Genomic DNA, 13,136 nt, shown 5'->3' with positions numbered 1-13,136 from the left:
GTTACTCCATGCTGGTGCGGATTTTCTTGATAATATCGATGGCCGCCAGATTATCGCCGTGTACGCATAAGGTATCCGCCTCAATATCAATCGCGTAGCCCTCTATGGTGCGCACTTTGCCATATTGGGTGATTTGGCGAACTTGGCTAATGATATCTTCGGCGTTGGTAAGGACCGCATCGGGCAGCGCTCTTGGTGCCAGAGTTCCATTGGCGAGATAGCGTCTGTCAGCAAACGCTTCAAACAGCAAAGGCAACTCATAACGGTCGGCAATATCAAGTAAAGGCTGGTTGTCGAGCACGGCGAGCGTCATTAAAGGGACATTGAAACAAGAGACGGCATCAGCGACCGCATCGAACAGCGATAAGTCCTTAAGCATGTCATTATAAAGCGCGCCATGTGGTTTGACATAACTGAGTTCAGTGTTGTGCGCTTCACAAAGCGCTTTAAGCGCGCCAACTTGATAGATGATCATCGCAGTGACTTCTTCTGGGCTCATGGCAAGGCTTCGGCGTCCAAATCCTTGTAAGTCTGGGTAACTGGGATGGGCGCCAATCTTGACGTTATGGCGAACCGCGAGCGCGACAGTCTGTGACATAATAGTTGCGTCAGAAGCGTGGTAGCCGCAGGCGATATTGGCCATGTCTACGTGGGGCATCGCCAAGGTGTCATTGCCCATCGACCAAACACCAAAGCTTTCGCCCATATCACAATTCAACAAGATTGCGCGTTTTGCCATGCATTTACGTCCTTTTATGCTCATTAGTGAGATTTATCGTACAAATAATCCGAGTTGCGTTCAAATTTTGAACGGCGTCACTGAGCGTGTTCCTATCGTGTTGCTAAGCTTACGCACAAACCGCATCAAAAGAAAATAGAGCGGTTAATGTTTTAGGTAGTGGGTGAGGGGCGAAGCGCTCAAATGTGATATGAAAAGGATCAGCGGCGATAGAAGTGGCGTTTGTATTCAGAATTGCCAAAGAAGATGGGCTGAGAGGAGTCGCGTATGCTCTCATTGAACGCGCTATCGTTGAAATCTAAGCTTATCGTCCCACTGATTCTTTTTTCATTGGTGATTTTACTTCTCACTCAGGGCAATGCGCTCAATGTTGCTCTCCAATCGCAAACCGACAACCTTATCAAGCGTGCTCACGTATTGTCTCTTGGTTTATCATCGCCGTTAAACTCGGCCATTTTGGGTGGGCATACTGAACAAGCGACGCAAATATTGCAGTCGTTTTCCGCAGACAAAGAGATCGTGCGCGTTAAGTTACACACTTTAGATGGCAAACTGTTTTCGATCTATGAACAACATGGTGTCGCAGCGCCTTTGCCGAGTGCGCAGCAGCTCGCTGCATTGAAAGAAACGGGCCAGGCAGTGAGCGACGATTATCTTTTTGCACTCTTTCCTCTCTATGCAAACGGTAACGAAGTGGCCAAGTTCAGAGTGACGATCTCTACCAAATCGTTTCAAGATAGCTCAGAGCAGGTCATACATAATGCGCTGATCTTTATTGTCTTTTTGACCATTGCGACCGCCATTTTGTTTTACACCGTACAAAAGTACATTCTCAACCCCGTCATCAGTTTGCGCGCTGCGATACAGGGATATATTGAACACAAATCCAACAGTATCGAGATTGATACCATCGCGAACGATGAAGTGGGTGATTTAGTCCGTGCCTTTCGTACTATGCTGAGACGTTTGAAACTGCGTGATCAACAAGTCAATCATACGCTTGATAGATTGGAACAAGAGAAATCTTTCGCCAACGAGGTGGTCGAGTCGGTCAAACACGCGCTTATTGTTGTCAATCAGCATGGCGATGTTCTCCATTTTAATGCGATGACGTGTGAGATATTCCGATGTACCAGCGCATTTATTCAAGCCAGTAAATTGACAGATTTGATTCAAGGTAAAGGGCAATCCGAATTAACGCGCGCGCTCGAAAACAGTCTAGAGTTTGAAGATCGCCATATCGTGCTCGAAGACCTGTTTCATGAGCGCCGATTTTTAAAAGTAAGTGGTACGCCGCTTTCAAAGCCCGGCCAGTGCCTAATCGCGATTGAGGACATCACCCAAGTCGAAGTGGCGATGAGCCGCCAACGCATGGCGGCGAATATTTTTGAAAACAGTAAAGATGGCTTAGTGGTCACCGATGATAGCGACGTGGTCACTATGCTCAACCCGGCCAGTCGTCGGATACTGGGAGTAGATAGCAGCGAGATAATCGGTCAGCACCATCGCAATCTATTTCGTTGGGCGGATTTTGATACCGTCATGACGCAGATTAAACGCACGATTGAAGAGCAAGATGAGTGGCAAGGTGAGGTGTGGGAGATTCATCCCCTTGGGCACCGAGTACCGCTTTATGTTCGAGCATCGAAAAACCGTACCAGCGCCAGTGAACATCGCTTCGATTATGTCTATGTGATTGTCGACTTATCTTCAGTCAAAGAGATGGAGCGGCTTGAGTATATGGTCAATCACGACAGTTTGACCGGGCTTGCCAATCGCACCCATCTTTATCGCGTACTAGGTAAAACGCTCACCGATGAACGCCTATCCAAAACGGGCATTGCACTTTTGTATCTCGATCTTGATGGATTTAAAGCGGTAAACGACACTTACGGCCACGATGCAGGCGATGCGGTGCTTAAAGAAGTCTCGCGCCGACTATCGTTGCATGTGCGCAGTCAAGATTTGGTGGCTCGACTGTCGGGTGATGAGTTTGTGGTCTTGATGACTTCTTGCGATCAACCTAGTACGCATGCCCTCGCAGAGCGACTACTGGCGGAAATCAGCAATGAAATCGACTATGCCGGTGAGCGTCTATCGGTCGGTGTGAGTATTGGTATTCACTACACTCAACATGCGCAGGGTGCCAGTCTCGAACAATTCCTCAAAGCGGCCGACAAAGCCATGTACCGAGCTAAAATGGAAGGCAAAGGGCAGGTCATCATGAGTGAGGCAAGTTAGCGTTATCTCGCGCGCGATTTTCTGTTACCATTCAACGAAATACTTACATTAGGCTAGAGTTATGAATGTATTAGTGACGGGCGGTATGGGCTACATTGGCAGCCATACGTGTTTGCAAATGATCGCCGCGGGAATGACGCCCGTTATCGTCGACAACTTGTATAACAGCAAGCGCAGTGTGTTTGAACGTATTGAGAAGGTTTCAGGTCAAACGCCGACCTTTATTGAAGGCGATATTCGCGACAAAGCCTTGATGAAGCAAGTGCTTGTTGAGCACAACATCGATGCGGTGATTCACTTTGCCGGGCTTAAAGCGGTCGGTGAGTCTGTGGAAAAGCCACTTGAATATTATGACAACAACGTCAATGGTACGCTTGTATTGGTCGATGCGATGCGCGAAGCAGGGGTGAAGACTTTAGTTTTTTCTTCATCTGCGACTGTCTATGGAGATCCAGCGAGTGTGCCTATTACCGAAGATTTCCCAACCAGTGCGACCAATCCTTATGGTCGTAGCAAGTTGATGGTTGAAGAGTGTTTGACCGACTTTCAAAATGCCAATCCCGATTGGAGTATCACCTTACTGCGTTATTTCAACCCTGTTGGTTCACACCCATCCGGTGAGCTTGGCGAAGATCCGCAAGGTATTCCAAACAACCTAATGCCATTTGTCTCCCAAGTTGCCGTAGGTCGCCGTGAATTTTTATCTGTGTTTGGTGATGATTACCCGACCAAAGATGGCACGGGCGTGCGCGACTATATCCACGTGATGGACTTGTCAGATGGGCACGTGGCTGCGTTAGAGAAAGTGGGCCAGACATCCGGATTGCACATCTATAACCTAGGCACTGGTAATGGCTATAGTGTGTTGGAGATGGTGCATGCGTTTGAAAAGGCCAGTGGCAAACCTGTCCCGTACCAAATTGCGCCGCGCCGCGCCGGTGATATTGCCGAGTGTTGGGCCGATCCTTCAAAAGCGCAGCGTGAGCTGGGTTGGAGTGCGACACGTTCTTTGGATGAGATGACGCAAGATACCTGGCGCTGGCAGTCAAATAACCCGAATGGTTTTCCAGATTAATTGAGCGCAACCGCTGATTTTAAATCTAACAAAAGAGCGACCCTAGTGGTCGCTCTTTGCGCTGGTTTATAAACGACTGACCGTCGTGTATCGATATTGTTGGGTTACTGGGCTTGCTTATCTTTACCCAACGAGAGTAACCAAATACAAATGACCGCAACCACTAAGAAGCCTGATAGGATAATGACAGGCATCGCACTGTAGCCAAGGATGTGCCAAATAATCGATTCTAACGTACTCATGCTCTCTCCTTATTGCCAACCTTCAACGCCATGCATGTCAGGCAGGCGGTGGGCGATCCCTTTGTGACAGTCAACACAGGTCTTTTCACCCGAGGCGAGGGCCGTTGAGTGCTGCTGGGCACCACGTGAACCTTGCTCAGAAAAGTCCATAAACTCGAATTCATGACAGTTACGACACTCGAGCGAATCGTTTTTCTGCATACGTGCCCATTCACGCTCAGCAAGATGACCGCGACGCTGCTCAAACTTTTCTTGTGTATCTATGGTACGCAAGACATAGTGCGCAAACAGCTCTTTAGATGCCTGAACTTTACGGACAATCTTGTCTGTCCATTCGTGAGGCACATGACAGTCAGAACAGATTGCTCTTACACCAGAGCGGTTCGAGTAGTGAATCGTCTCTTTGATTTCCGCTACAATCGGCGCATGACAGCCTGAACAAAACTCTTCGCTGTTGGTCGCTTCCATCCCGGTGTTAAATGCACCCCAGAACAACAAACCACCTGCAAAGCCCATAAACAGCACAACGCCTACCGCCGCTTTACTGGGGGACGTGAACCGCTTCCAAAACGCTTTCAGTAATTTCATAGTTAACCTCGTTTACTCGCGTTTCTTACTTAAGGGAATCAACAGATTGGAACTCATTCTCAACCAATGGTTTCGCATCTGTTTGCGGGACGTGGCATTGCAGACAGAAGTAACGTCGTGGCGATACGTCTGCGAGCACCGCGTCTTGGCGGTTCACATAGTGGGTGACACTGATTTTTGTTGCGCCTGATTGCTTGGCGTTTTTCCAGCTGTGGCAAGCCAAACATTTATTGGCGTTTAACGACACCTCATAATTACGAATACTGTGAGGAATCAAGGGTGGCTGATAGACAAAGCTATCTTCAACAATTTGATCTTTCGGAAAATCTTTAAATGCGTCCGCAGGTCTGGTCTCTTCCAGATTGGTGTTACCGCGCAGCGACTCCAAGCCACCGATACCGCCTGGGTTGTCCAAATTGGCAAACACAGCGCTGCTCAACACTGCACCTACCGAGAAAAGTGCAACTAAGAATTTTTTCATGTTTTTGTTCTCCGCCTTCTGGCTACATTCTTCGCTTAGGTTGCCCAAACGTGGGCAACCTAATCTCGACATTACGCAACTTTGGTGATCTTCACTGGACACTTCTTAAAGTCGGTCTGTTTAGACAGTGGATCCGTGGCATCAAGAATCAATTTGTTGATCAGGATGCGCGCATCAAAGAAGGGGACGAACACCAAACCTTGCGGTGGACGGTTACGTCCGCGCGTTTCAACACGCACACGCACTTCACCACGTTTGTTGGCAATGTTCACCTCGTCACCTCGGCGAATGCCTCGTGCTTTGGCGTCCTCTGGATGGATGTAGCAGACGGCGTCCGGCACAGCTTTATAGAGTTCAGGGACACGGCGTGTCATGGTGCCGGTGTGCCAATGCTCGAGTACACGACCGGTGCAGAGCCATAAATCGAACTCGGAATCTGGCACTTCTGGTGGCGCTTCGTATGGGGCGGAAATAATAAACGCTTTTCCGTCAGGCTTGCCGTAGAAGTCCCAACCACTACCGGCTTTGGCATATGGATCTGAGCCTTCTTTGTAACGCCAAAGGGTCTCTTTACCGTCAACGACTGGCCAACGAAGACCACGTGTTTGGTGATACACTTCATACGGCGCAAGATCGTGTGCTTTGCCGCGTCCAAATGAGGCGTACTCTTCAAAAATGCCTTTTTGTACGTAGTAACCGAAGTGGTGCGCATCATCGTTGAGTTCGCGCGCTTCCTTGATTGGGTATTTATTGATCACGCCATTGGCGAACAGCATGTCATACATGGTTTTGCCGCGATACTGAGGGGCTTTGGCGAGCATCTCTTCTGTCCACACTTCTTCCATCTTGAAGCGTTTAGAGAATTCCATAATTTGCCAAAGGTCAGATTTCGCTTCGCCAACCGTACCGACTTGTTGATACCAAGCCTGTGTACGACGCTCTGCGTTACCGTAGGCGCCTTCTTTTTCGATCCACATCGCTGTCGGTAGAATCAAATCTGCTGCTTGCGCAGTGGCCGTTGGGTAAGGGTCAGAACAGACGATAAAGTTTTCAGGGTTACGATAGCCCGGTAAACGCTCACCGTTAATATTCGGACCTGCTTGCATATTGTTGTTACACATCACCCAGTAAGCGTTGAGCTTACCGTCTTTGAGCATGCGGTCTTGCAGGACGGCGTGGAAACCCGGTTTAGGCGGAATGACACCATCAGGAATGTTCCAGATTTTTTCTGCAATCGCGCGGTGTTTTGGATTCGCGACCACCATATCAGCGGGTAGACGGTGGGCAAAAGTGCCGACCTCACGAGCGGTACCACACGCAGAAGGTTGCCCTGTCAAAGAGAATGGGCTGTTGCCTGGAGTTGAGATTTTACCCGTGAGAAGGTGGATGTTGTAAATCAAGCTGTTCATCCATACGCCGCGGGTATGCTGGTTCATCCCCATCGTCCAAAGTGACATCACTTTAGTGTTCGGATCCGCGTATTGTTTCGCTAGAGTGATCAAGTCTTCTTCAGATACGCCCGACATTTCTGACGCTTTGGCCGCAGTGTAAGGCGCCACGGATTGCTTATATTCATCAAAAGAGATGCCCGACATATCGCCGCTGTTTGGGTTAGCCGCAGCTTGTTGAAGCGGGTTATCGTCACGCAGACCATAGCCAATGTCTGTGGTAGCTTGCTTGAATGTGGTGTGTTTGTTGACGAAATCCCAATTGACGGCGTCGTTTTCGATGATGTAATTGGCAATAAAGTTGGCAATGGCCAAATCGGTCTGTGGTTGGAAGATGTACCCAGTATCGGCCAACTCGAACGAGCGGTGATAGTAAGTAGATAGCACATTTACCTTAACATGGGGATGGCTGAGGCGACGGTCAGTGATGCGAGTCCACAATACAGGGTGCATCTCAGCCATGTTTGAGCCCCAAAGCACGAATGAATCTGCGTGCTCGAAATCGTCGTAACAACCCATTGGCTCGTCGATGCCAAACGTGCGCATAAAGCCAACCACGGCGGAAGCCATACAGTGACGCGCATTAGGATCGATGTTATTAGAGCGAAGCCCGGCTTTCATCATCTTGGCGGCGGCGTAACCTTCCATTACGGTCCACTGACCAGACCCAAACATACCCACACCCGATGGGCCTTGTTTTTTCAGCGCTTCTTTCCATTTTTCGGCCATGGTATCGAAGGCAACGTCCCAAGATACCGGGGTAAAGTCGCCGTTTTTGTCGTACTTGCCGTCTTTCATGCGCAATAAAGGCTGAGTGAGGCGGTCTTGACCGTACATGATCTTTGAGAGGAAGTAGCCTTTGATACAATTCAAACCTTTGTTGACCGGCGCTTCAGGGTCACCCTGAGTCGCGACCACTTTTCCGTTTTGTGTACCAACCAACACAGAACACCCGGTCCCGCAGAAGCGACAAGGCGCTTTGTCCCAGGTAATCGCCGATTGCTCTGAACTGGCGATCAGGTTGGTCGCTGTGGCAGGTAGACTGATGCCGGCTACCGCGGCGGCAGAGGCTGCTGCGTTTGCTTTTACAAACGCTCGTCTTGTCATCTTCATACTTCACCCTCGAATTGGGAATGTTCTTTTCCAGTGTTAGTTGTCACGTCGTCGCCTAGGTCCGTTTCTATCTGGTGGTAGACCAACACAGTACTTAAGACGTTAGGTAGATTGTTGATTTCGTCGATGGTATCGGTGATAAACCCTTGGTTTTGAGTTTCGAGCACCACCACCAGCTTGCCCTCAGGGCTGTCTGCATAAATTTCTGCGTTGGGCAGTGCACTGATCGACTCCTTGACCTCGTTAAGATGGCTAGGCGCGGCGTGAACCACCAAGCTTGATATATGCACTTCATTCAGTGACATGTTGTTGTCCATTTTTATAATCAATTGCTCACACTGATGGATGACGAAGGGCAAACGGCAACACAGGCACCACAACCGCTGCACTTATCGTGGCTTATGTGAGGCTGGGCGACTTTGCCTACCTCCAATTTGAATTGAATGGCCATTGGGTCACACAACTCACCACAACTCCGGCACTCCACATTTTGTTTGGCTAAACACGTTTCATTGATGCTTGCCTTTACATGCCAAGGCGTATCAGCCTCAGGTAAAAAAATCGGTTCCTGACAAACGTCGGCACATCGATAACAGAATGTGCATTCGTCGATAGAGAAGTCGACAGTAGGAAGTCCTCCGTCACCGCTGACAATGATCTGCGTGTCACAGACGCGGGCACATTCTCCACAGCGGGTACACAAATCGGTAAAGCTTTGTGTATCCGCAACCCAAGGCAGGCGAATCGTATTGTCTGCTTGGCGAGTAAAAAGACGGCGTTTACTGAAATCGACCACGTTGCTATCCGTTGTGAACTGCATTTATGTAAGCGTAGCTCACATTTCCTATTAATAACTTGTCATTAACACACACATAAATTGTAGTTTTTGACATATTTGTATAAATAACCCTTTGGGGGTAATCAGATTATGTTGTTGTTTTAGATCAATAAATTTGGTTTGGTTTGATCACATATTTAGCCGAAAGCGTGAATATGATGACTAGGTGTGATGGGGGATAGGTGAGTAATAACGTGGTGAATGTATGCCAAGAAGGGTAAAAAAATCCGTCACTCGCACGATAGCGAAAGCCATGGGCTTAATATTATCCCTGTCGGTCGTGACGACCAGTTATGCGATCATCACATTAGCGTCTAGCCTCAATGATGCTGAGGCCGTGAACGTGTCTGGCTCAATGCGTATGCAGAGCTATCGACTAGCGCACGACATCCAATCGCAATCTCAAGACTATCTCCAGCACATCGAGATGTTTGAACGCTCTATCTACTCCCCTTCGATGAAGGCGTTGCAAGGCTGGGGTGTTCCTGATGACATTACTCACGATTACTACCGGTTGATCATGCGTTGGCATGAGTTGAAAGCCGTGCTTCAGAGCGAAGCTCGAAGCCATTATTTAGAGATGGTCGCGGGCTTTGTGAATCAAATTGATGCCTTTGTTTTCAAGCTGCAACACTTCTCTGAACAAAAAATGATTCGCTTGGCTTGGGTGGGCGGAGCAGGGCTCGGTGGTATCTTGTGTGTGGGGCTGTTCGTTATTCACTACTCCAGAAAGCAAATCGTGAAACCGCTGAACGCTATGATGTTGGCCAGCGAACAGATTCAATCGCGCTCGTTTGATGTGAAGCTGGATGTTTCAAGTGAGAATGAACTTGGTGTTTTGACTCGTACATTCAATAGCATGGCCAGCGATTTGGGCAATTTCTATCGAGGATTAGAGCAAGCCGTTAATGAAAAGACGCTTAAGCTCCAGCATGCCAACGACTCACTGCAAGTGTTGTACAATTCATCGCAAGAGCTGACCGCTTCAAGGATCACGCAGGAAAACTTCGAGGCGATATTGCAACACATTGTCTCTCTTGAAGGGATTGTGGCGGTCAAAATGGAAATCTTTAGTGACGGAGAGCGACCGCTCGTGTTGACCAAAGGCGACGTTTGCCTCAGCTGTGACAGTGATTGCCAAAGCAAACCGTTGGCCTTAGATGGGGAAGCGTTAGGCATATTGTATTGGAAAACATCACTGCCTTGCCCGGATCAAGCCTTGATCGATAACTTCGTCCAAATCCTCTCGCGCGCGGTGTATTACAACCAAGCGCAGAAGCAAGCGGAGCAACTGCTTTTGATGGAAGAACGGGCGACGATCGCCCGTGAACTGCATGACTCGCTTGCTCAGTCTTTATCCTATTTAAAAATTCAAGTCTCGTTACTCAAACGGGGTTTATCGGCTCTGCCTCCCGGCGAAGCATCGCCGCACACTCAGAGCGTAATGAAGGATCTCGACGGCGGGCTATCCGCCGCCTATACACAATTACGCGAATTGCTGACCACGTTTCGACTGACGATCAAAGAAGGCAGTTTTGGCCAAGCACTAAAAGAGATGACGGAGCAATTGGCCGATCAATCGTCAATCCGCATAGCGGTAGATAATCAGCTCTCCTCTGTAGAGCTTGATGCCAGTGATCAGGTTCACTTACTGCAATTGATCCGTGAAGCGACCCTAAATGCGATCAAGCACGCCAAAGCGACGCAAATCGATATCGCCTGCCTTGAGACCGACGATAACGTTGTGGTGTCGGTCTCTGACGATGGCATCGGGTTTGAACAGGCCAACGAAAAGCTCAACCACTACGGCATGAGTATTATGCAAGAGCGAGCATCGCGGTTAAACGGCACCTTGGTCATTGAAAGCAAACAAGAGCAGGGGTGTCGCGTCATCCTCACGTACCCAAGAAATAAGGAAACAAGCAGTGTCACAATGTAGAGTTTTGCTGGTGGATGATCACCCTCTAATGAGAAGAGGGATTCAGCAGCTACTGAGTTTTGAGCCAGAATTTGATGTTATCGCCGAAGCCAGCAATGGAACGGAAGCGGTGGCAAAAAATCACGAGCTGAAGCCAGATTTGATCTTGCTGGATTTAAATATGAAAGGGATGTCGGGGCTCGACACCCTGAATGCACTGCGCGCCGATGACTGTGACGCCACTATCGTTATTTTGACAGTCTCAGACAGCCCAGCAGACATCGAAGCGATCATTCGAGCCGGAGCCGATGGCTATTTGCTCAAAGATACCGAGCCCGATGAGTTGGTGTCGCTGCTCAAACAAGCCATTCGCGGTAACAAGGCTTACAGCCGAGAAGTGGCGAAATACCTGCTCAAGCGAGAACACACTACCGATGTGTTTGATGAACTGACTGATCGAGAGCGTCAGATTCTCAAAGAGGTTGCGAAAGGATTTCGCAACAAACAGATTGCAGATACGCTGTTTATTTCCGAATCGACGGTCAAGGTGCACATGAAAAGTTTGCTGAAAAAGCTGCGCGTTCCGTCGCGTACCGCCGCCACCATCTTGTATTTGGAACGTTATGGTGACATTAAGTAAGTGCGACTAGGAATGCTTTAGCTTCAACACGCTGTCAGGCATAGAGAGAAAATAGCCTTGATACATATTGAGATCTAAGGCGCGCATGGCATCGAGTTGTTCTTGGGTCTCGATGCCCTCGATCACTACCTGACAGCCCAACGTTTTTGCCAATTCGATACCTGAAATCATCGCGGCTTGATTGCCTTGCATGTAGTCGAGCATCAATGAGCGATCCATTTTTACGATGTCAGGACTGAGTGTTTCCACCCTGGCTCGATTGGAGGCTTCCACACCATAATCGTCCACCGCAATATGAAATCCAATATCGCTAAGCTTCTTCATCGCGGTCTTCAATAAGGCTTCGTTGGCATGTTCATGCTCAACCACTTCAATCACGATCTGTTCCAATGAGAGTCCGAGCTCTTTTATCCGTGTGGCCAGCAGGCTTTCCGTCATATCAATCACCGCCAGCTCATCACCTACAACAGGAAGGATGTTGAGGAACAATTTGCGGTCACGAAATTTTGAATGGGCGAAGTTTCGAATATGAATCACGCGACTCAGGCGCTCTACATTCACTTTGTCATCCAACGGGATGTTGTCTGAGGAAAAAAACAGATCGGGTCGTACGGAACTGCCGTCTTTGCGGGTGATGCGCAGCAGTGCCTCTAAACCAACCATGCTGGTGTGTTTGGTGTAAATAGGCTGGTAGACACTAGAGAGTGTCAACGACTTGTAGTGCGCAATGTACTGGCCATCTTCTCGCTGTTCGAGACATTGAGTAAACTGCTCTCGGGTGGACAGAATCATAAAAACGCCTTACCTCAAAAATACCACATGGCGATACAAACAAACGACTAAGCATACTGGAAAGTACCGATTTTGTCGCACGTTGGAAGCCAACCTTTTGTCTCAATAAAGATACAAGCATTATCAAAGTTGCGCGAAGTTTTCTTTGTTTTAGAAATGAATAAATATCCATTTTAAGATAGAGGTCTCATCAACGCTCATCAAAAAAATCTTTATTGCGTATGTATTTAGACATCAAATGATAGGAAAACGGACGGATAAGCCAGGACACAACACTGCGACCAAAGCGTAACCAATTGGGTGTGTTTTCGTAAATACGACCATTGTAGAGCCACAGCATTTTTCCAACGTGAATATAGTAGAAAGGAATAGGAGGCAGGAAGGTGACGATGTCGAGATCGCAGCAGACGCGGTAGGTTTTGTGCGCGAGCAAGTAGTGTCGATAGAATCGATAACCACCGACCGATGGCTGACCAAAGGTTACGATTCGTTTGATAACCTTAGGATGACAACGCTCAAGACGGTCAGCAATCACTAAGCCGATAGCGCCGCCGGATGAGTGCCCCGTTACCGTGATTCGTTTGCCCTGTTCTATCAATGGCACGAGTATCGTGAGCAATTTGTCGAACACACTCATACCTAGAGTGTCGCTCTTATGACTTGGCGTGCTTTCTTGATTGAGTAAGTCGAAGTAGCCGGCGTGAATCGCATAGGGTAATTGGAAAGGCGCGCAGCTTTTGTGCCAAAGTTTAAGGTTAAGTAGCCAATCCCAAACATTGTGGGAGCCTTTGATCACCACAATGACTTCGTCTTTATCGTGGCTCCACAGCACACGAATCATAGGTTTACCAAAACGGTTGTGAATAACGCGCTGGCCGTTTGGGGCAAAGCCATAGCGTGTCTGTTTTAGGACGCGTTGATAAGCAAGATTACACAGCACCGCGTAGCGTTCATACTGATAACGCTTCAGTTTCTTCATCGAGTCATTAAATCAGTGAGGGGATCGCTTTATTATGCGCGC

The 13,136-nt window shown here is 48.5% G+C and carries 13 protein-coding genes; 4 read left to right on the top strand and 9 right to left on the bottom strand.

Annotation, left to right across the window (positions count from 1 at the left end; all coding sequences use genetic code 11):
• Position 1: 1 nt before the first annotated feature.
• Positions 2 to 739, bottom strand: a complete 738-nt coding sequence (locus tag AC6R03_RS11940) for a 5-oxoprolinase subunit PxpA (protein WP_500631311.1) — start codon at positions 737 to 739, stop codon at positions 2 to 4.
• A gap of 267 nt (positions 740 to 1,006) precedes the next feature.
• Between AC6R03_RS11940 and AC6R03_RS11935 the strand changes: the two genes are divergently transcribed.
• Positions 1,007 to 2,980 (top strand): diguanylate cyclase, encoded by a 1,974-nt coding sequence (locus tag AC6R03_RS11935; RefSeq protein ID WP_500631310.1) that lies wholly within the window; start codon positions 1,007 to 1,009, stop codon positions 2,978 to 2,980.
• A 61-nt stretch (positions 2,981 to 3,041) separates the two neighbouring features.
• The gene (gene galE / locus AC6R03_RS11930) at positions 3,042 to 4,055 is read left to right on the top strand and encodes a UDP-glucose 4-epimerase GalE (RefSeq protein ID WP_500631309.1); all 1,014 of its coding nucleotides are present in this window, start codon (positions 3,042 to 3,044) and stop codon (positions 4,053 to 4,055) included.
• Between the two features lie 104 nt (positions 4,056 to 4,159).
• Here the strand turns inward: galE and AC6R03_RS11925 are convergent, their stop codons facing one another.
• From AC6R03_RS11925 to napF, 6 genes are all read right to left on the bottom strand, one after another.
• Complete coding sequence (locus AC6R03_RS11925) at positions 4,160 to 4,297, bottom strand: TIGR02808 family protein (protein ID WP_334551842.1); 138 nt, start codon at positions 4,295 to 4,297, stop codon at positions 4,160 to 4,162.
• Positions 4,298 to 4,306: 9 nt separating this feature from the next.
• On the bottom strand, positions 4,307 to 4,885 hold the full coding sequence (locus AC6R03_RS11920) for a NapC/NirT family cytochrome c (protein ID WP_334551843.1): 579 nt from the start codon (positions 4,883 to 4,885) through the stop codon (positions 4,307 to 4,309).
• 25 nt (positions 4,886 to 4,910) lie between these two features.
• A complete protein-coding gene (locus AC6R03_RS11915; RefSeq protein ID WP_334551844.1) occupies positions 4,911 to 5,366 on the bottom strand; it encodes a nitrate reductase cytochrome c-type subunit in 456 nt (151 codons plus the stop codon).
• Between the two features lie 71 nt (positions 5,367 to 5,437).
• Complete coding sequence (gene napA, locus AC6R03_RS11910; RefSeq protein ID WP_500631308.1) at positions 5,438 to 7,927, bottom strand: periplasmic nitrate reductase subunit alpha; 2,490 nt, start codon at positions 7,925 to 7,927, stop codon at positions 5,438 to 5,440.
• Complete coding sequence (locus tag AC6R03_RS11905) at positions 7,924 to 8,232, bottom strand: chaperone NapD (protein ID WP_500631307.1); 309 nt, start codon at positions 8,230 to 8,232, stop codon at positions 7,924 to 7,926. Before AC6R03_RS11905 ends, napA begins: the two co-directional genes overlap by 4 nt.
• Positions 8,233 to 8,252: 20 nt before the next feature.
• Positions 8,253 to 8,723: a ferredoxin-type protein NapF gene (gene napF, locus AC6R03_RS11900; RefSeq protein WP_500631352.1), complete on the bottom strand. Its 471-nt coding sequence runs from the start codon at positions 8,721 to 8,723 to the stop codon at positions 8,253 to 8,255.
• Positions 8,724 to 8,970: 247 nt separating this feature from the next.
• Between napF and narQ the strand changes: the two genes are divergently transcribed.
• The gene (gene narQ, locus AC6R03_RS11895; RefSeq protein ID WP_500631306.1) at positions 8,971 to 10,704 is read left to right on the top strand and encodes a nitrate/nitrite two-component system sensor histidine kinase NarQ; all 1,734 of its coding nucleotides are present in this window, start codon (positions 8,971 to 8,973) and stop codon (positions 10,702 to 10,704) included.
• Positions 10,691 to 11,323 carry a response regulator gene (locus AC6R03_RS11890; protein ID WP_500631305.1) on the top strand — a complete coding sequence of 211 codons (633 nt, stop codon included), beginning with the start codon at positions 10,691 to 10,693 and terminating at the stop codon, positions 11,321 to 11,323. Before narQ ends, AC6R03_RS11890 begins: the two co-directional genes overlap by 14 nt.
• 6 nt (positions 11,324 to 11,329) lie before the next feature.
• Here the strand turns inward: AC6R03_RS11890 and AC6R03_RS11885 are convergent, their stop codons facing one another.
• On the bottom strand, positions 11,330 to 12,115 hold the full coding sequence (locus tag AC6R03_RS11885; protein ID WP_500631304.1) for an EAL domain-containing protein: 786 nt from the start codon (positions 12,113 to 12,115) through the stop codon (positions 11,330 to 11,332).
• Between the two features lie 190 nt (positions 12,116 to 12,305).
• Positions 12,306 to 13,094, bottom strand: a complete 789-nt coding sequence (locus AC6R03_RS11880) for a lipase family protein (RefSeq protein WP_500631303.1) — start codon at positions 13,092 to 13,094, stop codon at positions 12,306 to 12,308.
• Positions 13,095 to 13,136: the final 42 nt, after the last annotated feature.

Source organism: Vibrio sp. R10-SG-ISO4 (assembly GCF_059834135.1).
Note: the sequence above shows the minus strand (reverse complement) of the source record. Positions and strands in the feature narration are given on the sequence as shown.